The 25432-nt window shown below is 67.7% G+C and carries 23 protein-coding genes; 11 read left to right on the top strand and 12 right to left on the bottom strand.

Going from position 1 to position 25432, the window contains the following annotated elements; translation table 11 throughout:
* From phnN to phnG, 8 genes are read right to left on the bottom strand one after another with little or no spacing between them, the layout of a single operon-like run.
* On the bottom strand, window positions 1-567 hold the full coding sequence (phnN, locus tag IEW15_RS01205) for a phosphonate metabolism protein/1,5-bisphosphokinase (PRPP-forming) PhnN (RefSeq protein WP_188574138.1): 567 nt from the start codon (window positions 565-567) through the stop codon (window positions 1-3).
* A 4-nt stretch (window positions 568-571) separates the two neighbouring features.
* Window positions 572-1717, bottom strand: a complete 1146-nt coding sequence (locus IEW15_RS01210; RefSeq protein ID WP_188574139.1) for an alpha-D-ribose 1-methylphosphonate 5-triphosphate diphosphatase — start codon at window positions 1715-1717, stop codon at window positions 572-574.
* A complete protein-coding gene (phnL, locus tag IEW15_RS01215) occupies window positions 1714-2421 on the bottom strand; it encodes a phosphonate C-P lyase system protein PhnL (RefSeq protein ID WP_229707730.1) in 708 nt (235 codons plus the stop codon). The genes IEW15_RS01210 and phnL overlap by 4 nt, the downstream gene beginning before the upstream one ends.
* Window positions 2422-2434: 13 nt before the next feature.
* On the bottom strand, window positions 2435-3247 hold the full coding sequence (gene phnK, locus IEW15_RS01220) for a phosphonate C-P lyase system protein PhnK (protein ID WP_188574417.1): 813 nt from the start codon (window positions 3245-3247) through the stop codon (window positions 2435-2437).
* Window positions 3248-3252: 5 nt separating this feature from the next.
* Window positions 3253-4182: an alpha-D-ribose 1-methylphosphonate 5-phosphate C-P-lyase PhnJ gene (locus IEW15_RS01225; protein ID WP_188574141.1), complete on the bottom strand. Its 930-nt coding sequence runs from the start codon at window positions 4180-4182 to the stop codon at window positions 3253-3255.
* The gene (locus IEW15_RS01230; protein WP_188574142.1) at window positions 4179-5318 is read right to left on the bottom strand and encodes a carbon-phosphorus lyase complex subunit PhnI; all 1140 of its coding nucleotides are present in this window, start codon (window positions 5316-5318) and stop codon (window positions 4179-4181) included. The genes IEW15_RS01225 and IEW15_RS01230 overlap by 4 nt, the downstream gene beginning before the upstream one ends.
* 4 nt (window positions 5319-5322) lie before the next feature.
* Window positions 5323-5979 carry a phosphonate C-P lyase system protein PhnH gene (gene phnH, locus IEW15_RS01235; RefSeq protein ID WP_188574143.1) on the bottom strand — a complete coding sequence of 219 codons (657 nt, stop codon included), beginning with the start codon at window positions 5977-5979 and terminating at the stop codon, window positions 5323-5325.
* Window positions 5980-5984: 5 nt separating this feature from the next.
* Window positions 5985-6467, bottom strand: coding sequence for a phosphonate C-P lyase system protein PhnG (gene phnG, locus IEW15_RS01240; protein ID WP_188574144.1), 483 nt, complete (start codon window positions 6465-6467; stop codon window positions 5985-5987).
* Between the two features lie 258 nt (window positions 6468-6725).
* Between phnG and phnF the strand changes: the two genes are divergently transcribed.
* The 5 genes from phnF to recQ all read left to right on the top strand — a co-directional run bounded on the left by phnF (window position 6726) and on the right by recQ (window position 11808).
* Window positions 6726-7484, top strand: coding sequence for a phosphonate metabolism transcriptional regulator PhnF (phnF, locus tag IEW15_RS01245; RefSeq protein ID WP_188574145.1), 759 nt, complete (start codon window positions 6726-6728; stop codon window positions 7482-7484).
* 233 nt (window positions 7485-7717) lie between these two features.
* On the top strand, window positions 7718-8164 hold the full coding sequence (locus tag IEW15_RS01250) for a peptidylprolyl isomerase (RefSeq protein WP_229707732.1): 447 nt from the start codon (window positions 7718-7720) through the stop codon (window positions 8162-8164).
* Between the two features lie 119 nt (window positions 8165-8283).
* Entirely contained in the window at window positions 8284-9147 is an 864-nt protein-coding gene (locus IEW15_RS01255; RefSeq protein WP_188574147.1) for a hypothetical protein, read from the top strand.
* Window positions 9148-9360: 213 nt separating this feature from the next.
* Entirely contained in the window at window positions 9361-9840 is a 480-nt protein-coding gene (locus tag IEW15_RS01260; RefSeq protein ID WP_188574148.1) for a peptidylprolyl isomerase, read from the top strand.
* 75 nt (window positions 9841-9915) lie between these two features.
* On the top strand, window positions 9916-11808 hold the full coding sequence (gene recQ / locus IEW15_RS01265) for a DNA helicase RecQ (RefSeq protein WP_188574419.1): 1893 nt from the start codon (window positions 9916-9918) through the stop codon (window positions 11806-11808).
* A 45-nt stretch (window positions 11809-11853) separates the two neighbouring features.
* Here recQ and IEW15_RS01270 read toward each other — a convergent pair whose 3' ends face one another.
* Entirely contained in the window at window positions 11854-13509 is a 1656-nt protein-coding gene (locus IEW15_RS01270; protein ID WP_188574149.1) for an EAL domain-containing protein, read from the bottom strand.
* A gap of 228 nt (window positions 13510-13737) precedes the next feature.
* On the bottom strand, window positions 13738-14646 hold the full coding sequence (locus IEW15_RS01275; protein WP_188574150.1) for a DMT family transporter: 909 nt from the start codon (window positions 14644-14646) through the stop codon (window positions 13738-13740).
* A 614-nt stretch (window positions 14647-15260) separates the two neighbouring features.
* On the opposite strand from IEW15_RS01275, the gene IEW15_RS01280 reads away from it, so the two are divergent.
* On the top strand, window positions 15261-16409 hold the full coding sequence (locus tag IEW15_RS01280) for a patatin-like phospholipase family protein (RefSeq protein WP_188574151.1): 1149 nt from the start codon (window positions 15261-15263) through the stop codon (window positions 16407-16409).
* A complete protein-coding gene (locus IEW15_RS01285) occupies window positions 16406-17917 on the top strand; it encodes a L,D-transpeptidase family protein (protein WP_188574152.1) in 1512 nt (503 codons plus the stop codon). Before IEW15_RS01280 ends, IEW15_RS01285 begins: the two co-directional genes overlap by 4 nt.
* 354 nt (window positions 17918-18271) lie before the next feature.
* On the opposite strand, the gene IEW15_RS01290 is transcribed toward IEW15_RS01285, so the two are convergent.
* A complete protein-coding gene (locus IEW15_RS01290) occupies window positions 18272-18547 on the bottom strand; it encodes a hypothetical protein (protein ID WP_188574153.1) in 276 nt (91 codons plus the stop codon).
* Between the two features lie 266 nt (window positions 18548-18813).
* Window positions 18814-19746, bottom strand: a complete 933-nt coding sequence (locus IEW15_RS01295; RefSeq protein ID WP_188574154.1) for a PhzF family phenazine biosynthesis protein — start codon at window positions 19744-19746, stop codon at window positions 18814-18816.
* Window positions 19747-20112: 366 nt separating this feature from the next.
* Between IEW15_RS01295 and IEW15_RS01300 the strand changes: the two genes are divergently transcribed.
* The 4 genes from IEW15_RS01300 (at window position 20113) to IEW15_RS01315 (ending at window position 25233) form a co-directional block, all read left to right on the top strand.
* Window positions 20113-20553, top strand: a complete 441-nt coding sequence (locus tag IEW15_RS01300; RefSeq protein WP_188574421.1) for an OsmC family protein — start codon at window positions 20113-20115, stop codon at window positions 20551-20553.
* Complete coding sequence (locus tag IEW15_RS01305; protein ID WP_188574155.1) at window positions 20540-21835, top strand: multidrug effflux MFS transporter; 1296 nt, start codon at window positions 20540-20542, stop codon at window positions 21833-21835. Before IEW15_RS01300 ends, IEW15_RS01305 begins: the two co-directional genes overlap by 14 nt.
* A 294-nt stretch (window positions 21836-22129) precedes the next feature.
* Window positions 22130-24538: a patatin-like protein gene (locus IEW15_RS01310; RefSeq protein ID WP_188574156.1), complete on the top strand. Its 2409-nt coding sequence runs from the start codon at window positions 22130-22132 to the stop codon at window positions 24536-24538.
* 5 nt (window positions 24539-24543) lie between these two features.
* Window positions 24544-25233: a class I SAM-dependent methyltransferase gene (locus tag IEW15_RS01315; protein ID WP_188574424.1), complete on the top strand. Its 690-nt coding sequence runs from the start codon at window positions 24544-24546 to the stop codon at window positions 25231-25233.
* Window positions 25234-25432 lie beyond the last annotated feature (199 nt).

Genomic DNA, 25432 nt, shown 5'->3' on the forward strand with positions numbered 1-25432 from the left:
TCAGCCGCCGATCGCGCGGATGAACGCGGCCGTCGCCTGATCCAGATCGCCGCCATTGTCGACCACCACGACATCCGGACCGACCGGCATCGTGGCCCGCGCCCGCATCAGGCGGGCCTGGATGTCGGCCGCATCCTCGCGGCCACGGGCGGCCAGCCGCGCAGCCAGCACAGCATCGGGCGCATCGACCACCACGATGCGCACCGGCGCCGCCTCCCGGCGTGCCTGGTCGATGACCGCGCGGGAGACATTGGCGACCACGATCCGCCCCGCCGCGCGGTCGCGGGCGATGGCCGCCGGAATGCCATACCACAGGCCATGCGCCTGCCAGTGCAGCAGGAAGTCGCCGGCCGCCGCACGCCGCGCGAAGCCGTCCGGCGTCTCGGCCAGATGATCCTCGCCACCGCTGCCGGCCGGCCGGGTGATCACCCGGCGCACGAAGACATGGCCGCCGGCCGGGGCCAGAGCCGCCCGCGCCCGATCGATCAGCGTGTCCTTGCCGGCCCCGGAGGGGCCGACGATCAGGCAGAGCAGGCCATCAACGGCCGGTGACGTGCTGGTGGTCATAGGACTACAACACCCTTTCGGCCGCGCGCCACACCGCGCGCACCACCGGCACATGCTCGTCCACAACCGACAGCCGCACCAGATCGGCACGGGCACCTGCGGCGATCCGGCCGCGATCGTCCAGCCCCACCGCCCGCGCCGGTCGGTCGGTGACGGTGCGGATCGCGGCGGCAAGACCGATGCCCCCCACCGCGCCCAGCATCAGCGCCGCATGCAGCATGCTGGCCGGCACGTAATCCGATGACAGCACGTCGAGCAGCCCCGCATCGGCCAGTTCCCGCGCCGAAACATTGCCCGAATGCGACCCGCCGCGCACGAAATTGGGCGCGCCCATCAGCACCGCCATACCCGCATCACGCGATGCCCGCGCGGCATCGATGGTGGTCGGGAATTCGGCGACAGAACAGCCATCGGCCTCAGCCTCGGCGACATGGGCCGGGGTCGCATCGTCGTGGGACGCCAGCGCATAGCCCCGCGCCCGGGCCTCCGCCACCACGAAGGCGCGGTTGGCGGGGCCGTATTCCATCTGCATGCGCTTCTGCCCGGCGATCAGCGCGTCGATCTCGTCGGCGCGCACCCCGTGCTTACCCATATAATATTCGCGGTACTTGTCCTCGTTCACGAACTGCCGCTGGCCCGGGGTGTGGTCCATGATCGACAGCATCGCGGTCAGCGGATGATCGATCAGCGGTTCGACCAGGGCCTGCATCCGCTCATGCGCGATCTCGCAGCGCAGATGCAGCCGGTGATCGATCCGAAGCAGGCCGCGTGCCTTCGCATCGGCCACCGCATTGATCATATCGGCCAGATCGCGGCCGCGATTACCCTGTTTCAGATCGCCGATGGTGACCGCATCGAACACCGTGGTGATGCCGGCCGCGGCCAGTTCCACGTCATGGGCACGCACCGCCGGCAGCGCCGGCCAGCGCACCCCCGGACGCGGCGCGAAATGCCGTTCCAGATTGTCGGTGTGCAGCTCGATCAGGCCGGGGATCAGCAGATCGCCCGCCAGATCCTGCGCCCCCGGCACCGCCGAGACACCGTCCGACAGCTCGATGATCCGGCCATCGGCGATGACCACGGTGCCGGCGGGCAGCACGGCATCGGGAGTGACCACGCGGGCATTGGTGAGAACGGTTTCGAATGTCATGCCGCAACTCCCGCGGGCGTCAGGGAAATCTGTCGGGTGGCGAGCCGGTCGCGCACCGCCCGGTCGTGAAAGATGGCCACGATCGCGGCGCCATTGTCACGGGCGGTCTCGATCAATCCGCAGGCGGCATCGACATTGGCGGCATCGAGCGAGGCGGTCGGCTCGTCGAGCAGCAACACCGGATGACCGGCCGCCAGACCACGGGCGATGTTGACCCGCTGCTGCTCACCACCGGAAAACGTCGCCGGCGGCAGATGCCACAACCGCTCGGGCAGGTTCAGCCGCGCCAGCAGGTCGGCGGCGCGGGCATCGGCGGTGGCCGCATCAACCCCGCGCCGGCGCAGGGGTTCGGCCACGATCTTCAGCGTCGGCACCCGCGGGATCACCCGCAGGAACTGACTGACATAGCCCATGGTATGACGCCGGACGTCGAGGATCTCGCGCGGTTCCGCCCGGCACATGTCGACCACCCGGCCGTCATGGCGCACCAGAACCCGGCCGCGATCGACCAGATAGTTCGCATACAGCGTCTTCAGCAGCGTGCTCTTGCCGGTGCCGGATGGACCGTCCAGCACCACGCAGTCGCCCGGCGCCACCTCAAGATCGATATCGGCCAGCACCGGCAGGCGGGTGCCGCCCTGGGTGTGCAGCACGAAGGTCTTGGCGATGCCTTCGGCCTTCAGGCTCCAGTCGTTCGCAGTCATGTTCCGCATCCCCTCAGACCTGAAGCACCGACGACACCAGCAGCTGGGTATAGGGATGCTGCGGATCATCGAGAATCTGGTCGGTCAACCCCTGCTCCACCACCCGGCCGCGACGCATCACCATCAGCCGGTCGGCCAGAAGCCGTGCGACGGCAAGGTCATGGGTGACGATCATCACCGACAATCCGAGCCCGGCATTCAGTTCGCGGATCAGATCCAGCAGCCGTGCCTGCACTGAGACGTCGAGCCCGCCGGTCGGCTCGTCCATGAACACCAGCCGCGGGCCGATCACCAGATTGCGGGCGATCTGCAAACGCTGCTGCATGCCGCCCGAGAAGGTCCTGGGCAGATCGTCGATGCGCCCGGCATCGATCTCCACCCGGGTCAGCCAGTCGAGCGCGCGGTCGCGGATCCGACCGTAATGGCGGGCACCAGTGGCCATCAGCGGCTCGCCGACATTGGCGCCCGCCGACACATCGAGCCTGAGGCCGTCGCGCGGGTTCTGATGGACCACGCCCCATTCCTCACGCGACAGCCGCCGGCGTTCCGCCTCGCCCATGGTCACCAGGTCATGGACCCGGCCGCCACGGTCGCTATAGAGCGCCTGGCCGCTATCGGCCACCAGACTGCCCGACAACAGGCCCAGAAGCGTGGTCTTGCCCGAGCCGCTTTCGCCGACGATGCCCAGCACCTCGCCCGGCCACATCCGGAAATCGATGCCGGTGCAGCCGACGGCACCGCCATAGGTCTTGGTCAGCCCGCTGACCTCCAGCAAGGGGAGATCCGGCGATCCGGCGGCAGATGGTTGAGCGGCTGGCCGCTGCATGACGGTCATTCTTCCGTCTCCCGATCGATGGCCGGCTCCGGCGAGAACGCCGGGCCTTCATGACCCTCGGCGCGCCGGCCGCCACAGTAATCGGTGTCGGAGCAGACATACATCCGCCCGCCGGCATCATCGATCACGACTTCGTCCAGATAGCTGTCGGTGGCACCGCACAGGGCGCATGGCCGGTCCCAGCCCTCGACCGCGAACGGATGATCGTCGAAATCGAGGCTGCGTACCGTGGTGTGCGGCGGGATGGCATAGATCCGCTTCTCGCGCCCGGCGCCGAACAATTGCAGGAACGGCGCGTCGTCGAGCTTGGGATTGTCGAATTTGGGGATCGGCGACGGCCGCGCCAGATGCCGCCCCGCCACCATCACCGGATAGTCATAGGTGGTGGCGATGCGGCCGTGGCGGGCGATATCCTCGTACAGCTTCACATGCATGGCGCCGTATTCGGCCAGCGCATGCATCCGCCGGGTCTCGGTCTCGCGCGGCTCCAGCCAGCGCAGCGGCTCGGGGATCGGCACCTGATAGACCAGGATCTGGCTGTCGGTCAGCGGGGCCTCGGGCACACGATGGCGGGTCTGGATGATGGTGGCGTCGGCGGTGTGCTCGGTGGTGGCGACGCCTGCGGTGCGGGCGAAGAACCGCCGGATCGACACCGCATTGGTGGTATCGTCGGCCCCCTGATCGATCACCTTCAGCACGTCGTCTTGACCGAGGATGGCGGCGGTCACCTGGATGCCACCGGTGCCCCAGCCATAAGGCAGCGGCATCTCACGGCTGGCGAACGGCACCTGATAGCCGGGTATCGCCACCGCCTTCAGGATGGCGCGGCGGATCATCCGCTTGGTCTGTTCGTCCAGATACGCAAAGTTATAGCCGGTATCGGCGGCGGCATCGGTGGCCGGCCGGTCCTGCAGGATCGCGGTCATTCTGCGGCGTCCCTGTTGCTGCTGTCGTCTTCGCAAGCCGTCCGGCGTTCGGCATGGGCCCGGCGCAGCCGGCGGACCATGTCGAGCTCCGACTGGAAGTCGACATAATGCGGCAGCTTCAGATGCTGAACAAAACCAGAGGCTTCGACATTGTCGCTGTGATACAGCACGAATTCCGGATCCTGCGCCGGCCCCCGTACCGCCTCGCCCAGTTCCTCGGCGCGCATGGCGCGGTCGACCAGCGCCATGGCCATGGTCTTGCGTTCCACCTGACCGAAGCCGATACCATAGCCGCGGGTGAATTGCGCCAGCACCTCACCATTGCCATGGAACTGGTTGATCATCTGGCATTCGGTCAGGGTGATGTCGCCGATCTCGACCGGAAAGCCCAGCTCCTCGGGCACCATCTCGACCGCAACCGCACCGATGCGGATCTCGCCGGCGAAGGGGTGACTGTTGGCATAGCCGCGCTGCGTGGAATAGCCCAGCGCTAGCAGAAAACCTTCATCGCCCCGCGCCAGATTCTGCAAGCGCAGCGCCCGGTCGGCCGGGAAGTCCAACGGCTCGCGCGTCAGGTCCGGCACCGGCGGCAGATCGGCCTCGGCGATGGTCGGATCTTCGGGCAGATCCTGTTCGATCAGCCCTTCATGGTTCAGAATTTCGGTCACGCGCGGCATGGCGTCGTCGAGCGCCGCCGCGGCCGGCACCACCGGCTCCGGTGCGCCACCGCCGGCCAGCAACGAGAAGTCGAGCAGGCGGTGGGTGTAATCGAAGGTCGACCCCAGCACCTGCCCGCCCGGCAGATCCTTGAAGGTCGCCGAAATCCGCCGCCGGATCGCCATCCGCGCGGTATCGACCGGCCGGGTGGCGCCGAAGCGTGGCAGGGTGGTGCGATAGGCGCGCAGCAGGAAGATGGCCTCGACCAAATCGCCCTGGGCCTGCTTGATGGCGAGGCCGGCGAGTTCGGGATCGTAGACCGAGCCCTCGGTCATCACCCGGTCGACCGCGCGCCCCAACTGGCCGGTGACCTGATCGACGCCGAGTTCCGCCACATCGGTGGCCCCCCGGCGATCTTCCGCCAGCAGGGCATGGGCATTGGCGATGGCCGCCTCGCCGCCCTTGACCGCGACATACATGGCTTCAACCCTCTTGCGTGACAGGGGTGGTCTGAATGATGCGGGTGGTGCGCGGTAACGCCACCAGCCGATCGCCACAGGTGAGGATGATGTCGATCCCGCGTGGATAGAGTGGCGCCAGCGCCGCGCGGGCGACCACGAACCCCACCGGCAGCCCCGTCACCCGCAGCAGCCGGCTGCCATCGATGCCGGGGCCATCGAGCCGCCATGCCACACCACGGCCGTCCTGCCCGCCTGAAAGGCCATCGACCTCGATCACCAGCGTCGTCGACCGGTCGGGATAGGCATCGCTGCCAAGAGCGAAGCGGTCCAGCGCCGGCATTGCCGTCGCATCCCCGATCACCGCGAAGGCCGCGCGGTCGGGGGTGCCGGCAACCGTGGCGCCGGTGTGGAACCGCAGATAGGGCAGCGCGGGCGCGGCGGCACGATCCAGCCACACCGCCGTGTCGTGATCGGCCAGCGCCAGCATCACGGAACAGGCGGCGCGCGACAGCGGCCGGTCATGTCCGGGCACGGCGCCGACCGTCATGATCCGGCCGGGGCGTGCCATCGCGTCCAGCACCAGGCGGAAGGTCACCTGCGCATCGGCGGTCGGGTCGGGAAAGCCGGCCGCCAGGGTGGCCAGGTCGGCGGCCGATGCTGTCTCTCGGGTGATGGTCATCCGTCTCACTCTCCCCGCACCATGGTGAAGAACTCGACGCGGCTGGCGGCGGCCTTGCGCGACGCCTGCGACCGCGCCGCCGCCTGTTCGGCGGCAAGCGGCTCAACCAGCCGGGCCGTCAAGGCGACGCCATGCGCCGGCGTCTGCAACAGGGCGTCGATCACGGCCACCAGTTCAGCCTTGTGGCGGTCGCGGCCGGCGACATAGCCGACGCCGGCCTCGCCGCCCGCCAGCCGCACCACCGCGCGCGATACCGTCATCTCGCCGATGTTGAAGCGGCCACCCGATCCACCGGCCCGGCCGCGCACCATGGCAAGTCCGGTCTCCGGCCGGCGCAACGCCACCGCGCCGGCAAGGATCGTGGCGCGGCCGCCGGGCAGGTCGTCGAGCGCCGCCTCAAGCCGCGCTACCGGCGCGCGCGCCAGTACCGCCAGCCAGTTCTGCCGCCGGGCAACCGCTCCGGCGGCAGCCTCCGGCTCGCTGGTCATCCGTGAGGCCGTCATCCCTGGGGACGTCATCCTTGGGGCCTTTCGCAGTCGGGGCAATCCGGGTCATCGGGGTCATCGGGGCCGTCGCGGATCGACCGGTCGGCTCCGAACCATCAGATGTCGACAACTTGGTATATTTGTATAGACATCCGTATCTCTTCATGGGCATGATGCCTCCACAACCCGTCGACGGCAAGGGCCCGACGGTGACGATTGTGTGACGCGCCGGGACCGGACCGGTACAGCAGGAGATGTCGGATGATCATTGAGCGCGAACCGGGGGTGACGCTCTGGCGGCAGATCGAACGGGTGCTGGCCGATGAAATTCAGCGGGGCGTGATGCCGCCGGGGGCGCAGCTCGCGACCGAACATCAGTTGGCCGAGCGCTTCGGCGCCAACCGCCACACCGTCCGCCGCGCCATCCGCGAATTGAAGACCCGCGGCCTGATCCGGGTGGAACAGGGACGCGGCACCTTCGTGCATGAGAATGTGATGGATTATGCGCTGGGTCGGAAAACCCGGTTCAGTGCCAATCTGCGGGCCCAGGACCGCCGCCCCGCGGGCCTGCTGCTCGATACCAGCGCCGTCGCCGCATCGGGGCGGATCGCCGAGGGGCTGAACGTACCTGAGGGCCGGCCGCTGATCTGCCTGGCGACACTGTCCTTCGCCGACAACGTTCCGGTCAGCCTGGGCCGGCATTATCTCGACTTCGACCGCTTCCGCGGCATCGACGAGATCTTCCGGGAAACCCCGTCGATGACCCGGGCACTCGCCCGTTTCGATATCCACGACTACAACCGCGGACGCACGCGCATCACCGCCCGCATGCCCACGGCCGAGGAAGCATCGCTGCTGCGCCAGCCACCGAACCGGCCACTTCTGAAGACCGAATATGTCGATGTCGACACCGCGGGGCGACCGTTGCAATACGGGATGACCCTGTTCGCAGGCGATCGCGTGCAGATCGTGACCGACCCACGTGCCGCTGACATTTTTGAGGCAGACACCGCGACTTGACGATGATTTCCGCCCCATGGCTTGGTTTTGCGGCACTCATCCCCTATATTCCGTCTGAACCCGCCATAACGATCACGATCAGGATCCATCCCTTGGTGATGATCAGCCGACGCGCGGCCCTTGGCTTGATAGCCGGGTGCGCCGCAGCCGCCTTGAGCCCCCTGAACGGGGCCTGGGCCCAGACGACGAACACGCCCGCCACCACGGCGCCCGATCCGGATAACACGCTGATCATGACCCTGGACGCAGGCCAGGTCGTGATCCGCCTGCGTCCGGATATCGCGCCGGCCCATGTGGCGCGGATCAAGGAACTGACCCGCCAGGGTTTCTATGACGGGGTGGTCTTCCACCGCGTCATTCCTGGCTTCATGGCCCAGACCGGCGATCCCACCGGCACGGGCCGTGGCGGCTCCGGCCAGAAGCTGACGGCGGAACTGTCGAATACGCCCTTCCGGCGCGGCACCGTGGGCATGGCGCGCGGCGGCAGCCTCGACAGCGCCGACAGCCAGTTTTTCATCTGCTATGACCGCGCGGCCCATCTGGATGGCAATTACACCGTCTGGGGCGAGGTGGTCGACGGCATGTCGGTGGTCGATCGTATCGCGCGGGGTGAACCGCCCCGACGCCCCGACCGCATCGTGACGATGAAGGTCCAGGCAGACGCCGCGACAAACAAGTAAGACCACAGCCACGGTGACCATGTCGGTCGCCGTGGCCATGTTTGCCTGTCCGTCTATCAACTAATGGTTGATAAATGACGCAGCAACAGACCCGGATCAACAACGCAGGAGGATTTCCCATGAACAACGGCCTATGGGGACCGGATAAGGCCGCGTTCGACGATGTCTATAACCTCGCGGATCCGGCAGCCTATTGGCAGAAGCTTGCCCCGCTGGATTATGTGACGCCCGAGATCGCGGCCGGCTTCTACCGGTCGCTGCTGGGCAGCCTGGCTGTTGCCCGTGGCCGCGGCTCGCTCAAGCTCATCGATCTGTGCAGCGGCTATGGCGCGCTGCCGATGATGCTGAACCACGACCTCCAGCCGGGCACGCTGCACCGGCTTTATACCGACCCGAAGCGCGCGGCGCTGCCGACCGATACGGCGCGGGTCGATTACGACCGCAATATGCTTCAGCGCCGCAAGGCGGCGGCCCAGCATCGCATCGCCGGTGTCGACGTCGCCGACAAGGCGCTCGGTTATTCGCGCGCGGCCGGCCTGATCGAGCGGGCCTTCATTGAGGATCTGGAAGCCGCCGCCCCCAGCGAGGCGCTGGCCGAATGGGCGTCGGATACCGACGTGATCGTCGAGGCCGGTGGCGTCGGCTATGTCGGTGAGGCGAGCATTTCAAAGCTGATCAGCGCCTCGGAAACCGGACGCAAGCCCTGGGTGCTGTCGATGCCGGTGCGCACCGTCGACACCAGCGGCGTGGAAGAGATGCTGGCCGATTACGGCTATGTCGTGGAGCGCAGCTCCAAGACCTTCCGGCATCGCCGCTTCCGCGACAGCAGCGAGCAGGAAGCCGCTCTGACCCGTCTGGGCGAGTTCGGCATCGATGCCGGCGGCGCCGAGATCGATGGCTTCTATCGCTGCCGTCTGCTGGTGGCGCGACCCAGCGCCGAGGCGGCCGCCTGGCCGATCGATGCGCTGCTGCCCGCTGCCTGATCGGCGATCGACGACGACCCGATCACACGCCACGGGCTTTTTCGCTCGCATCGGCGGATGATCGGGCTAGGATGGGCGCGCAAGCGGCAGCCGGTTCCCTCCGGTTGTTCCCTTGCGCGCCTCTTATCGTGGCACCGGCCGCATTCGGGCTGGTCTGCGACGCGCCGTTTTCAGATCCGCCACCTTGACCAACCGCTACGGAGCCCTCCGCTCATGACCGAGACCGCGCCCGACCGCGAGAACACGCTGGTGATGACCCTTGATCATGGGACGGTGGTGATCCGCCTGCGCCCGGATCTTGCCCCGGGCCATGTCGCCCGCATGAAGGAACTGGCGCGCGAAGGCTTTTACGACGGCGTCGTGTTCCATCGCGTGATCGAGGGCTTCATGGCCCAGACCGGCGACCCCACCGGCACCGGCCGTGGCGGTTCCGGCCAGAAGCTGAAGGCGGAATTCACCAAGGCGCCATTCGAACGCGGCGTGATCGGCGCGGCCCGCACCAACGACCCCAACAGTGCCGACAGCCAGTTCTTCATCTGCTTCGCGCCGGCTCGTTTCCTGGATGGTCAGTACACAGTGTGGGGCGAGGTCGTCGAGGGCATGGACGCGGTCGACAAGCTGGCCCGGGGCGAGCCGCCGCGCAAACCCGACCAGATCAAGTCGCTCAAGGTTCAGGCCGACATCGAAGGCTGATCCGACACCTTGGACAGCGACGACACCATTCCCGACTGGATGACCGAGCCCGATCTTGCGATCGGAGCCAGCGCCATGGCGAGCCCCGATCCCGCAACCGGGATCGGGGCCGGCCCGAAGACAGCGACCCGCGAGCCGGCCGAGGTTCTGACCGAGGTTTTCGGCTACAAGGCGTTCCGAAGTCTTCAGGCCGATGTCATCTCGCATGTCACCGCCGGCGGCGACGCCCTGGTGCTGATGCCGACCGGCGGTGGCAAATCGCTGTGCTATCAGATCCCGGCGCTGTGCCGCCCCGGCGTCGGCATCGTGATATCGCCCCTGATCGCACTGATGCAGGATCAGGTCGAGGCGCTGCGCCAACTGGGCGTGCGCGCTGCCGCGCTGAATTCCACCATCCCCTTTCAGGAAGCCATGGCGACCGAGCGGGCGATGCGCCACGGCGAGATCGATCTGGTTTATGTCGCCCCTGAGCGGCTGCTGACCGAGCCCTTCCTGCGTCTGCTCGACGAGATCGACATCGCGCTGTTCGCGATCGACGAGGCGCATTGCGTGTCGCAATGGGGGCATGATTTCCGGCCGGAATACCGCCGGCTGACCATCCTGCATGAGCAGTTTCCCCATGTGCCGCGGGTGGCGCTGACCGCCACCGCCGATGCCCCGACCCGCGCCGATATCCAGACCCATCTGGATCTGGGACAGGGCCGGGTGTTTCTATCCAGCTTCGACCGGCCGAACATCCGCTATCGCGTCGCCCCCAAGGAACAGCCGCGCCAGCAGATCAAGGACGTTCTGGACCGCCATAAGGGCGAGGCCGGAATCGTCTACTGCATGTCGCGCAACAAGGTCGACGAAACCGCGGCCTGGCTGGCCGCCGAAGGCATCGATGCCCTGCCCTATCACGCCGGACTGAACAAGGACGCCCGCGCCGCCAATCAGGATCGCTTCCTGAAGGGCGACGGCGTGGTGATGGTGGCGACCATCGCCTTCGGCATGGGCATCGACAAGCCCGATGTCCGTTTCGTCATCCATCTGGATCTGCCGAAATCGCTGGAAGCCTATTATCAGGAAACCGGCCGTGCCGGCCGTGACGGGCTGGCATCGGAAGTGATGATGCTCTATGGCACGCCCGACATCGCGCGGATCTATCAACTGATCGAGGCATCTGAGTCACCCGAGGTCCAGAAGCGGGTGGAGCGGCGCAAGGTCGATGCACTGGTCGGCTTCTGCGAAACCACGCGCTGCCGCCGTCAGGTGCTGCTGGACTATTTCGACGAGCACGGCACACAGCCCTGCGGCAATTGCGATACCTGTCTGGAACCCGCCGTCACCTTCGACGGCACGGTGGTGGCACAGAAGGCGTTGTCGGCGGTGTATCGTACCGGCCAGTTGTTCGGTGCCGCCCATGTCGTCGACGTGCTGACCGGCACCGCGACCGAGAAGGTCCGTCAGTTCGGCCACGACGCACTCAGCGTGTTCGGCATCGGCACCGAGCTGGACAAGCGGGCGTGGCGGGCGGTGTTCCGCCAACTTGTCGCGCATCGTTTTCTGGTGGTCGACAGCGTCGGGCATGGCGGGCTGAAACTGGGCGACAACGAGACCTGCCGGCCGCTGTTGCGTGGCGAGACCAGCCTGACCCTGCGCCGCGATCCCACGCCACGGGGGCGGGCGCGTGGCACCACCGGCCGCGACCGCCCACGCGCCGAGCGCCCAAGCCTCGCCGGCGAGGATGAAGATATGTTCCAGGCCCTGCGCCGCCTGCGATTTGCGCTGGCCAAGGCACAGGGCGTGCCGCCCTATGTGATCTTCCACGACGCGACGCTGGTCGAGATGGCCCGCCAGCGGCCGCTGGACGAACGCGCGCTGGCGGAAATACCCGGCGTGGCATCCACCAAGCTCAGCCGCTATGGCGAGGCCTTCATCGCGGTTCTGCAAGGCGACGATCCCGATACCGTCGCGGCCGGACACTGACGCCGGCGCATCGCCGGATCGACCATCCCGCCACAAATTATCATCTCAGCCGGCCCGGAACTCGCCCACCGGCACCGGTGCGCCATAATACCAGCCCTGGGCACAGGCGTCCGGATGATACATCGCCAGATGCAGGGCCTGCGCTTCCGTCTCGATGCCTTCCACCACCACATCGACCCCCAATGTTGCCGCCATCGAAAAGATCTGCGGCACGATCGAGGCGCTCACCGCGTCGGTGCCGATGGCCGAGGTGAACAGCCGATCGATCTTGATCACGTCGACCGGCAACTGGGTGAGATGTGCCAGCCCGGAATAGCCGGTGCCGAAATCGTCGATATGAATGTGATAGCCATGGGATCGGATGGTGGTGATCGCCGCCGCCAGCCTGGCGTAGTCGGTGGTCGAACGCTCGGTGATCTCCAGCGCCACGGCATCGGGCGACACGCCATGGCGGGCGGTCTCGGCATCCAGCATCGTCAGGAAAGCCGGATCGATCAGATCCGCCACCGTTACGTTGATGCCCAGTTGCAGCGGCGACGGGCCAGTCAGATATGGATGAAACTCCGCCAATGCCGTGCGGACGGCATAGCGCGCGATCTGCCCCATCAGACCCACCCGCTCGCCCACGGCGATGACCTGTTCCGTCGGGATGTCGCGCCCCGACGGCGTGGTCAGCCGCAGCAGGGCTTCCGCACCGATCACCCGCCCGGTGCGGACATGCACCACCGGTTGATAGACCAGTCGCAGCCGGCCGCGCGCAAGCGCCCGGCGCAGTTCCGCTTCGACCGACCGGCCGCGCCGCTGACGCAATGCGCCGAACAGGCCAAGCCCGCCGCCAGCCATGCCCCCCAGCAAGCCGATGCCTGCGCCGACCAGGGGCGGCTGGTCCAGAATACTCACCATTGCCGACGGCATCGCAATGCAGACGTCGAACCATCGCGAACAGGCGCGCTCGACATCGGCAATGACAGTGGTGGTTTCCCCGCGGCCGTCTCCGCCGGTCATGCCGGCAGCAGCCGGCCGGTCGATGTCGCCGGCGAACGCCATGCCCGGACCGCCGGTGCCCCGGTCGGTGCCTGGCGAGGCATCATTGCCGGCGACATCGACCCAGGACTGCAACAAACGGCGCACTTCGGCATCGGCAATCCGCACCGTGCGGAAGATCTGACCGGTCCCGCGACTATAGATCACGGCCGGATGGCGCGCGGCCAGATCGCGGACCCTGCTGCCGATTTCGGTCTCGGACAGATAAACCACTGTCCGGCTGAAGCCGATCATGTCGGGGGATGTTCGGCGGGTTTCCGCATCGCGCGTCGCCGTCCAGACGTCGGCACCGCTCGGCGCCTGATAGGTGACAGGGCCCAGCGCCATCGGCGTCTCCAGCCGTCCCCACATGGCGGTGCAAACGATGGCACCGTCGGCGCGGCGGGCGATGTCGCTGATGACCGGGTTGTCGAACAGGCGGTTTCTCAGGGTCGCCAGATCGGCATCTGAACAGGACGGGGCCTGATCCTCGTTGGACAACAGGATGACGCGGGTGGCGGTGCCGGTGAAGTCGTCCATCCGAGACACCATCTGTGCCAGTTCACTGCGTATGTCCGCACGGTCCATCTGCACGAGAACAAGTTGCCCGGCAGTCAGTGCCATCGCAGCCCCCGTCAGCGCGGCCGCCGCGACCCCGGCCACCAGCCATGCAGACATGCCATCATGCTCGTCCCGCCGCCGACGGTTCCGGAAAAGCATGCGTCCCCTGCCCTTCGTGTCGACGCCCCGGTTCTGCCGGATTGCAGCCGATGTGACGTCATGAGACGAGTATATGCGTCCCACGATCGCCGTACAGGGGCCATGCCGGACAAACGCTGTCCTGTGCAACCGCCTGTGCCAATCATGCCTGTGCCCATCACGCCTGTGCCAGTCACGCATATGCCTTCAGGCGCGTCTCGCCATACGCACGCCGGCGATCACCACCAGGACCCCCAGGACACGCGCCAGGGTGAGATCTTCTCCCAGCAGAACCACCGCGACCGCGACCGCAACCACCGGTGTCAGATATGTGAAGACCATCGCCCGCGCGACCCCCAGGCGCGTGATGCCTTCATACCACCAGACGAAGGCCAGGGCTGCCGCGAAGACGACACTGAACCAGAAGGCGGCCCAGTGCCCCACGGTCAGCGCCTGCCATGGCTGATCCGCCAGATCCGGTGCCGCCAGCACCGTCAGCCCGATGGCACCGAACAACATGGTCCAGGCCGTCACCGCCAGCGGCCCCAGCCGTGCCAGCACGCCGCGCGACAGGGCCGAATACAGCGCCCATGCCGCTGCGGCGGCCATCATCATCGCATCGCCCGCCAGGCTGCCGCTTTCGATATGAAACCCGGTCAGGCTGTTGTTGACCACCAGTCCCACACCGGCGAAGGCGATCAGAATGCCGGCCCAGCCGCGCGCGCCGGCCTTCTGCCCCATCATCTGCCCCAGCAGTGCACCGAAGATGGGCGCCGCCGACATCATGATCGCGGCACTGGATGCGGCCGTGCGCTGCAGCCCGGCCGCCCAGAACCCCTGAAACGCCGTGATGCCGATCAGCCCCAGCCCGATCAGGGGCAGCACGTCGCCGCGCCCCAGGCTGAGCCGCACCCCGCGCAGGCGCAGCAGCACCAGAAGAATGGCCGCCCCGGCCAGATAACGGGTGGCCGAGAACGCCAGCGGCGAGATCTGGTCGAGCACCGATTTGGCGATGGGAAAGTTCAGACCCCAGATAACGGCCACACTGGCCACATAGAACTCGCCACCGCCGCGGCGTCGTGACGCCGCCGCGCCATTGCTGGTGTCGACCGCCATGGCACGGGCTCTCCTTCAGGCGCATCCTCCACGCCGCCCGCCGCCATCGCGTCTCTGCCGCCGGCACCGCCGTCGACGCAATCGTCGGAAAATCGGGCGCATGGCGGGGGCGATGGTCGCTCAGGGCGATACTGTCGCCGATCCTGCGCCGGTGGCCCGGATCGCGTCAAGCAAACGTTCGACCAATGCAGGTGCCCGATGACCGCGATCGTCAGCCACCTGTCGCTTAATGCCCCCGGTTGGTCACAGCCGGTGCCTGGCTTGACACGCCACCGGCACAGCGATCCGGGCATGATGATCTCGATGGTGAGCGGCCGGCATGTCTCGCCCGACATACCGGCCCTTGAACCCGCAACGCCGACCAGGCCGCGTGGACGCAGGCTCTCCAGCAAGCCTCAACCCTGTCGCCTTTCACGGCGGTCGCGCAGCGCGACCGCCGTTTTTTTGATGTGTGTGGTGGAGGGGTGCGGCCCAGGTGACACAGATGGTGGCGGCAGCGCCACAAGGTGGTCCATTCCGATGCGGCCCCACCCACCGGGCTTTGCAGAGCAGCCGTTCCGGCCCTATATCGCTGAGAGCACGATCGCACTGCACAATTCGAGGCATTCACCGTCATGATCGATCGCCAGCCCACTGATCGTCCTCAGAAAGACCATGTCGACGATCCGATCGGCGATACGTCGCAGGTGTCGCCCAGCAGCGGGCAGCCCGCGGCCGCCATCCGCGCTGCCGCCAGGCGAGCCGGGGTGGTGAAGGTCAAGCCGGTGTCGCTGGCCCTTCAGGGCGGCGGGTCCCACGGTGCCTATACCTGGGGCGTGCTCGACCGTCTGCTTGAAGAGGAGAGCTTCGGTGTCGAGGCCGTCAGCGGCACCAGTGCCGGCGCCCTGAACGCGGCGGCGCTGGTGGCCGGGTTCGAAACCGATGGCCGCGCCGGCGCCCGCAGGGCGCTGGACCAGCTATGGCAGGCAGTGATGGAGGCCAGCCGGTTCAGTCCGATGCGCCGGACACTGCTCGACCGGCTGATGGGCGGCTGGAACATGGACCAGAGCCCGGCCCGGATGCTGTTCGACCTGACCAGCCGGTTCGTGTCGCCCTATCAGTTCAATCCGCTGAACATCAACCCGCTGCGCAGTGTGGTGGCCGAGGCCATCGACCTCGACGCCGTGCGACGCTGTGGCGCGGTCAAGCTGTTCGTGTCCGCCACCAATGTGCGGACGGGCAAGATCAAGGTGTTCGAGAACGCCGCCATCACCCCTGAAGCCCTGCTCGCATCAGCCTGCCTGCCCTATGTCTTCCAGGCGGTCGAGATCGAGAACGAGGCCTATTGGGACGGGGGCTATATGGGAAATCCGGCGATTTTCCCACTGATCTATGGCGCCGAGACCGCAGATGTGGTGATCATCCAGGTGACGCCGATCAACCGGCCCGATGTGCCCCACAGCGCCACCGAGATCTGGGAGCGGGTCAACGAAATCAGCTTCAATTCGTCGCTGATGCGCGAGATGCGCGCCATCGGCTTCGTCGCACGGCTGCTGGACGAGAACCGGCTGGACCCCCGGCGCTACAAGCGCATGCGGATGCACTGGATCGACGGCGAACAGGAGATGGTGCCGCTGGGCAGCTTCTCCAAAATGAATGCCGACCGCGACTTCATCCTGCATCTGCGCGATATCGGCCGCGCCTCAGCCGACACCTGGCTTGCCGCCCATGCCGACAAGATCGGCCGGGAGTCGAGCGTCGACCTCGTGGAGAAGTTTCTGTGAACACGGTCATTGCCGCACACCGCCACACGGCCAGGACAAGCCTGATCGGCGCGACGCTGATCGGCCTTGCCGTCACGGCCGCCCTGCCCGCCTGGGCGCAGACCGCCACCGCCACCGCCGGTGCCACCGTCGGCGCCGCCACGCGCTCGACCACGCCGCAGAAGGCTGACGGCCCCCGCGGCGTCATCGGCCAGATGCAGACCATGATCACACGCCACGAGGACACGCTGGTCGATCTGGCCCGTACCCTGAACGTGGGGTATGTCGAGCTGTTGACCGCCAATCCAGGGGTGGAGCCGTGGCTGCCGGGCGAAGGCACGCAGATCGTGGTCCCCAAGGCCCATCTGCTGCCGGACGTGGCCCCTGAAGGCATCGTGGTCAACATGGGCGACCTCCGGGTCTATTTCTTCCCCAAGAATGGCGGCACGCCGGTCAGCTTCCCGATCGGCATCGGCCGCGAAGGCTTTGCCACGCCCTATGGCAGCACGCGCATCACGCTGAAGCGCGACGGGCCGACCTGGACCCCGACGCCGTCGATGCGCGCCCGCAACCCTGATCTTCCGGCCTTTGTCGGCCCCGGCCCGCAGAACCCGCTTGGCACCCATGCGATGAACATGGGCTGGCCGAATTATGTCATCCACGGCACCCATCGCCCCTATGGTATCGGCCGGCGGGTCAGCCAGGGCTGTGTGCGGCTATATCCTGAAGACATCATCAAGCTGTTCGCAATGACCGAGGTCGGCACCAAGGTGACGGTCATCGACCAGCCGGCCAAAGTGCAGCTGATCGACGGCGCGCTGTATCTTCAGGTCCATCCCACCCAGATGCAGGTCGACCAGATCGAGGAGGTCGGCAAGTTCACGCCGGAGCCGATGCCGGAAGTGGAGCCCAAGGTCGCCACGGCCGCGACCCGTGCCGGCCTTCGGGTCGACTGGGCGGCGGTGACCCGTGCCGTGATCGAGCGCAGCGGCATTCCGGTCAAGGTGTCGGTTGGTGGCAACACGATCCGGGAACTGGCGGCCGTCAAGATCGACCCGCCCAGGGCGGCCGGCCGGGCCAATCCGCAGGATCGCGAGGCGCCGGCGGAAGATGGCGGGCCGCTGCGCCTGACGCCGGCCTCGACCGGCACCAGTGCGATGACGCCGCTCGCTCCCGTCCCCGCCGGAAGCAGTGCCGGTACCGGGCCTGCGAACAACGCCGCTGCGCTGCCGGCACCCTCGATCGACCCCCGGGTCGACCCGCTGACGGCCCATACCTTCCCGGCCGAGATCAAGCCGGTGGAACCCATCCGCCCCGGCGGCGGCGATGGTGTGGTGACGCTGAGCGTGTCGCCGCAGGCGCCGCGATCGGGTGCCAACATCCGGCCGCCGGTGCCATCCGCCTCTGTCCAGCAGCCATCGGGACAACAGCCATCGGGTCGGCCCGCCTCGATCTATGAGCCCGAACCGATCGATCCGAACCGCATTCCGCGCGGCGCGCCGTTGCAGCTGATCCGACCCGCCGATTGACGCCTGCCGGTATGGCTGCCCAATGACGCCTGGCACGGCATCGGCGCAGCCGACGCGACACTCTTGAGGCAAATACGCAACAACTGCATCTGTTGCCACAGATGACGCGGGTGCCGTCGGGTCTGTTCAACGACAACGGGTCTGGTAAACGATGAAACGACCAAGGGGGCCGGCAGTTCACACAGCCGGCCCCCTTGGGTCTGGTCGTCTGGTCGTCCCTAATCGCCGCCGGGCGCATGACTGGTACCGCAGAGCCTTTCGCCCCCGGTGCCTGCATCCGTCAGACGGCAAAACCCCCGGCTGGACACATCCCGCCGGGGGTTTCCACTGCGCCGGCCGGGCCGGCGCAGTCGATCACTTGCGCTGGCCGGCGCTGAACGCACGCTCGGCGCGCTCGGCGGCACGCTCGGCGCGGTCGGCCGACGAGGCAGCCGCCTGGGCGCTGCGGGCGGATTCGGCCGCCGAGGCGCGCGAGGCATCGGCGCTCTGCTTCGCCTGGGCCGCGGTGGTCTTCGCCTCATTCAGCATCATGCGATCCTCGTCCGAGAGGCTCGCGCAGCCGGCGACCGCGATCAGGGCGGTGGCGCCGAAGAGAGGCAGCGCAACGCGCTTGATACGGTTCATATTCATGACATATCTCCAGTTATCTGGGCAGCATGTGGCGCACCCACATGCATACCGTTCAGACCGTAGCATAACATCCGTCACGTTTCACCGGTCCGCGGCGCGCCTTTGCCGTCATGTCACGAGACGCATAGAGATTGTTGCCCATATATCACAGTGAAGCGCATATCACAACAAAGCGCCGGCCAGGCCCTCCATGGGCCATCCCTCCACGGGCCGCCCGTGCCCCGGCACCGGCCCCCGGGAAAATACTCTGCCGGGCGGATGGTTCCTTATGCCGCCGGCAGCAGCCAGCCGCGGCTGATCATCACCGCCTCGCCACTCAGGCGCGCGGAGATAATGCCGGTGTGATCCAGGTCGATCGCCAGATCCAGGCGGCTGGGCCGGCCCATGGCCTCGCCCTGAACGATGGTCCACGACACGGTTGCCGGAACCAGAACCTGCTCGATCGCGGCCAGCCACCCGGCCAGCGCCATGGCGGCGGACCCGGTGGCCGGATCTTCGGCAATGCCGACCGAGGGCCCGAACATCCGTGCGCGCACCCGCCGGGCCGCCCGGTCGACCACCATGGGATAGACCAGCCGCGACGGCGAACCGTGCGGCAGGATCCGGTCGAATGCGGCGAGGTCCGCCCGACAGCGGTCGAGATCGGCGTCCCGCATCAGCGGCACGAACAGGAATGGCAGACCTGCCGACACCACGGCCGCGCCATCGGCAATCGCGTCGGGCGACAGGCCCAGAAGCGCTGCCAGCGCCTCCCGATCGGGCGCATCGGCGACGGGTGCCGGGCATATGGGTGCGCCCATCACCGCCCTCCGCGCGCCGGTCGCCGTATCGGTCCGCAGCTCCACCGCAACCGGCCCGGCCTGTTCTTCGATCACCAGACGCAATGGCATGTCGTCGATGGCGGCCGACAGGCGCCCAAGCGCCGCCAGCATCAGAACACCGCCAATGGTCGGATGGCCCGCGAACGGTAACTCCGCCTGCGGCGAGAAGATCCGGAACCGCAGATCGCAATCCGCGCGGTCCGATGGCAGCACGAACGTCGTCTCGGACAGGTTGAATTCCCGCGCGATGGCCTGCATCGCCGTGCCGTCGAGCCCGGCCGCATCGGGCACGACCGCCAGCGGATTGCCCCCGAAGGGACGATCGGTGAACACGTCGGCGGTGACAAAAAACCGGCCTTCCGGACAATCGGCGTCCATGGTTTGCCCACTTTCGGTAGAAGCTTTGATCTGATGACTGCCTGAACTGGCCGGTCGGCGGCGCCTTCGGTCCCGATTCGATCGCGATCTTGCACTGGCGCGCAGCCCGGCGTCACCCCCTCATCCGCGCCCGATCACAGACCCTGCCACAGACCGCGCCACAAACGCCGGGCGGAGGGCTCCCGTCAGTCCCCGCTCTGGCCGCGCGGCTTCGGGCATGCTTTACTCTCGCTCCGCACGAGACATATCGTCGACGTGATGCACATGGCAGACGGGGGGCGGCTGCGGGCCTCCCGTGCCGGCGCAGATGCCGGCGCCAGATCAGCAGATACCGGCACGATAAAAGCAGACGGGTTTCAGATGACGATGACGGCGCGCGTGTCCTGGCTGGACGGAATGATGTTCGTGGGCGAAAGCGGTTCAGGGCATTCGGTGGTGATGGACGGGGCGCCCGACCACGGCGGCCGCAATCACGGCATCCGTCCCATGGAAATGCTGCTGCTGGGCATGGGCGGCTGCTCGGCCTTCGACGTCGTGCAGATCCTGAAGAAGGGCCGCCAGCCGATCGCCGGCTGCCGGATCGAGATCGAGGGCGACCGCGCCGAAACCGACCCCAAGGTCTATACCCGTATCGTGATGCGCTATGTGGTGTTCGGCGACGGCCTCGACCTCGCCCGGGTCGAGCGGGCGGTGGCGCTGTCGGCGGAAAAATACTGCTCGGCCTCGATCATGATGGGCAAGACCGCAGAGATCGAGCACGTGATCGAGTTGAGGCCGGCGGCGGCGGCGCGCGATGCCGAGGTCTGATCCCCCCGACGAGATGCGCGCGACATCGGGGCCTGCGGGCACGGCCGAGGCACAGGCCACGGCCAAGGCCACGCCCCCACCTCCGGGTATACCGCGCGGGCTGGATGCGCCGCTGTGGATTCTGGTGGTCATCACCGCCATCGGGCCGGTGGCGCTGAACCTGTTCGTGCCATCGATGCCGGCGGCACAGCGGATGCTGGCGATCAGCGATGCCGCGATCCAGTTGACCCTGACCCTGTATCTGGTGGCGCTGGCGGGGGCGCAGCTGATCTATGGCCCGGTCTCCGACCGCTTCGGACGGCGCCCGCCCCTGATCGCCGGACTGGTGTTCCTGGCGCTGGGCAGCGTGGTGGCCGCAACCGCCGACAGCGCCACCCAGCTGGTGCTTGGGCGTGTGCTTCAGGCGGCAGGCGGCTGTGCCGGGCTGGTGCTGGGCCGGGCGATGATCCGCGACCGGCATGATCCGTCCGAGGCAGCATCACGGATCGCGACCGTGACCCTGGCGATGATGCTGGCACCGATGCTGACCCCGGCCGTGGGCGGCTATGCCGACCAGTTCCTGGGCTGGCGGGCGGGGTTCTGGATCATTGCCGGCATCGGCGGCGCGATCTTCGCCGCCGTGGCGCTGAAGCTACCCGAAACCCATCACGACCACCGGCCGATGCCGGGCATCGCGCCCATGATCAACGCCTATCGCAACCTGTTGCGCGACCCGGCATTTCTGGGCCATGCCGGCGCCGCCGGCTTCGGAACCGCGGCCTTCTTCGCCTTCGTGGCCGGCGCGCCACATGTGATCATCGAGTTGATGGGCCGCACGCCCGGCGAATTCGGCCTGTGGTACATCATCACCTCGGGCGGCTATATGCTGGGCAATATCATCACCGCGCGTCTGGCCTCGCGGGCCGGGCCGATGCGGATGGTGGTGGCCGGATCGGCCGCGGCCGTTCTTGGCTATGGCGCGATGGTGGTCAGCACGCTGCTGCTGCCGATGGTGCCGCCGACGGTGTTCCTGCCGATGACCATGATCGCCTTCGCCAACGGCATCATACTGCCCAATGCCATCGCGGGTGCGCTGTCGGCCGCCGGCATGGCCAGCGTGGGGGCGGCGGCGGGGCTCGCCGGCTTCCTTCAGATGGGCAGTGGCGCCGTGGCGTCACAGGTGATCGGCTGGACGCGCGGCACCGACACCTGGCCGCTGGTCTGGGTGATGGTCGGCTGCGGGATCGGCACGGTGTTGTGCACCCTGCTGGCCTGGAGAGCCGAGCGCGCGCGACGAGGCTGAGCGCCGCCTGTGCCCTGAAGCCGGCTGTGCCCTGAAAAAAATCGGGACCGCATCGAGCCAGATGATGCGGTCCCGAAAGTATCGGTCGCGCCGGTGGTCCGGTAGACCGGCGGCGACCGGAGACGTGGGTCACGTGCAACACCATGCCCGCCGCCCTCCCCGCCCGCTTTGACCTGTATCAAGACTTCGACAAATATCGTGCGAATGTGCACCCGCCCCGCTTGCACACCGGCAAGTGCAGTGCCAGGGATGGTGCGGCCACAGGCACGGCGCCACGGACGTGACGGGACAGCGATGCGCGAGATCGAACTCAGATTGGCAGTGGTCTGCTTTGGCGGCATTTCGCTGGCGGTTTATATCCATGGGGTCAGCCGGGAGTTGCTGGCGCTGGTGCGGGCGTCGGAGCGGACCGCCCGCACGCGCCGTGGACAGACCCCGACACCACTCGATCCCACCGAGCAGATCTATGCCGATCTGCTGAACGCCATTGCCGCCGAACGGCCGATGCGGGTGGTGATCGACATTCTGGCCGGCGCGTCGGCAGGCGGCGTCAACGCGGTGACGCTGGCACGGTCTCTGGCCCATGATCTCAGCCTGGAGCCGTTGCGGGCGCTGTGGCTGGAGGGCGCCGATGTCGACGCCCTGACCGCCGAGCGCAACCGGGCCCGGCCGCTGTCGAAGCTGCTGCTGCGCCCGCTTCTGCCGCTGGTGCGACGGCTGGCCATGGGGCATGGTGCCGCCGCCGAGGCCGAGTTCACCGATAAACTGTCGCGCTTCCTGCGCGCACGCTGGTTCGAACCGCCCTTCGACGGCACCGCCCTTGCCGGCCGGTTTCTCGACGCCCTGGCCGCTCAGACACCGGTGCGCGATGCCGGGGCGGGCCCGGATCACCCGGGCTCGCTGATGCCACGCGGTGTGCCCTTGGACCTGATCGTCACCGCGACGGATTTCTATGGCCATCCGCGCCGGGTGGCGGTCGGTGATCCGGCCTGGGTGACGGAGCGCGACCATCGCCACCGGCTGGCCTTCACCTATCGGCGCCATGGCAGCGGCAGGGTCACTGATGATTTCGGTGCCGCCGGTCTGCCGGCGCTGGCCTTCGCGATGCGGGCGACATCATCCTTCCCCGGCGCTTTTCCCCCCGCCCATCTGGGCGAGATCGACGCAGCACTCGACGCCCGCGGTCTACACTGGCCAGCACGTGGGGCGATGGTGGCGCGCTGCTTCGCCGACCAGATTGCAAGCGGCCTGGACCCGGAGCGGATCTGGCTGATCGATGGTGCCGTGCTCGACAACAAGCCCTTCGGGGCAGCGATCGACCGGATCGCGCTTCATCCCGCGCTGCGGCCGGTGGACCGGCGGTTGATCTATATCGATCCTCACCCCCACGAGGTGCCGCCGGCCGATCTTGATGATGCCGGCAACGCCACCGCCGCCGCCGCGCGCACCCCCGGCTTTCTGGCGGCGCTGAAGGCCTCGTTGAGCGATATCCCGCGGCAGGAGCCGATCCGCGACGAGTTGGAGAGCATCGCCGAGACCAATCGCCGCGGCGCCGAGGTTCAGGACGCGGTGAGCCGGACCTGGGACCGGGTCCGGCCGCGCGTTCATGCGGTGGCGGGTGCGGCCCTTGAGCCCGGATCGGATGCGGCGGCGATCGGTGCCGCGCGGGTCGCGGGCCATGAAGCGGCCAGGCAGGATGCGGGCTTTGCCTATGACGCCTATCTTCGTCTGAAGATGGGGCGCGAAATCGACGCGCTGGCCAGGCTGCTGGTGCAACTGGCACCCGGTGGCAGACCCCTGGCCGATGGTGGCCGTGACGGCGGTGCCGGCGATGACGGCGGCGGCGGGCTGTCGCGGCTGATCCCGGACCTGCGGCGTCTGGCCGAGGCGGAAGGATCGGTCGCCTTCCTGCGCCAGTTCGACACCGCCTATGCCGCCCGCCGGCTGCGCTTTCTGCTGCGGGTGGTGAACATCCTGGCCGATGAGCCGGACCCGCCGCCCTATGAGGCGGTGGCGGCGTTGAAAGCGGACCTGTACGCCATGCTGGGCCGGATCGAGCGCGGTGCCTGCGACATGCTGTCGGCCGATGATCCGGCTGCCGCAGAGTTGCGGGCGGCTGTCGACGGCATCCGGTCGGATGATGCCGTGTCGACCGCCGACGCGGCCAGGGCCGCGGCGGGCGCGCTGGCGCTGAGCGACGCGGTCGGCGCGCTGGATGCCCGGCTGGCGGCACTGGACGGCGATTTCGGCGCCGCCTGCCGCAAACGGCTGATCGCCGCCTATATCGGCTTCGCCTGGATCGACGTTCTGCTGCTGCCCCTGTCCGATCCTGACCAGCCTGATCCGTCACAGACCGTGGGCGTGATGCGGATCAGCCCCGACGATGCCCTGTCCCTGGAACCGGGGGGGACGGCAGCAACCCTCAAGGGCATCGGCATGCAGCATTTCGGGGCATTCTTCAGTCGCGCCTGGCGCGAAAACGATTATCTGTGGGGACGGCTGCATGGCGCCGAGCGTATGGTGGACCTGCTGATCGATGCCGCGACCCGCGCCGGTGTAACCACCCTGCCCGACCCGTTGCGCGCCAAATGCCGCCTGTTCCGGGCAATCCTGGAGGTGGAAGCACCGCATCTGCCGCAGGCCAACGCCCTGATCAGGGAACTGCGCACCCGCATCGACAGGATCGAGGACGACCGTCCGTGACCGACATGCCATCGCTGATCGCGCAGCTTCCCCTCATACAGGCGGCGGAAGACTTTATCATTGCAACCACGGTTCAGGACCGGACACCTCTGCTGCCGGAGCTGGTGCTGTATCTGGCCACCGACGTGACACCGCTGTGGCTGGCGACCGAGACCCGGCTGGCCGAAACCGGCCTGCCACCACCGTTCTGGGCCTTTTCCTGGGCCGGTGGCCAGGCCGTGGCCCGTCTGCTGCTGGACCGGCCCGATCTGGTGCGCGGCCGCCGGGTGCTGGATTTCGCCTGTGGAGGCGGTGTGGCGGGGATCGCCGCGGCATTGTCGGGGGCAGCCACGGTGACCGGTGCCGATATCGACCCGATGGCGCTGGCCGCCACCAGCCTGAATGCGCGGGCCAATGATGTCGTGATCCACACCATCGCCGATGACGTCATCGGTCATGTCCCGCCCCCCGGTGGGGCCGAGGTCGTGATCGCGGGCGATGTCTGCTATGAAAAGCCGATGGCCGAACGCGTGTTGGGCTGGCTGCGCGATCTGGCCGATACCGGCGTGCTGGTGCTGCTGGGCGACCCCGCGCGCAGCTATGGCCCGGTCGACGGCGTCGAGGCCGTGATGATGGTCGATGTGCCGACCGATATCGCGATCGAGGACAAGGTCATACGCCGGACAACGGTCTGGCGGGTGCTGCCGCGCGCCTGAAGGGATCGCGCCTGAAATATGCCGGCTGGCGCATCTTCCAGCGGCACGGTGATTGCGCGACCGGGGCCGAATGCCTAAATATGAGGCGACAGCTCGCGCTGTTCCGCAACCGCCATCAATGAGCCTCGGATCATACGGATCCGGTCATCGATGGCGGCGTGCCGCCCGTTCTGGGGGTGCCGCGGAAACAGGGCACACA

Origin of the sequence: Tistrella bauzanensis (genome assembly GCF_014636235.1) — a bacterium.
Classification (GTDB): domain Bacteria; phylum Pseudomonadota; class Alphaproteobacteria; order Tistrellales; family Tistrellaceae; genus Tistrella; species Tistrella bauzanensis.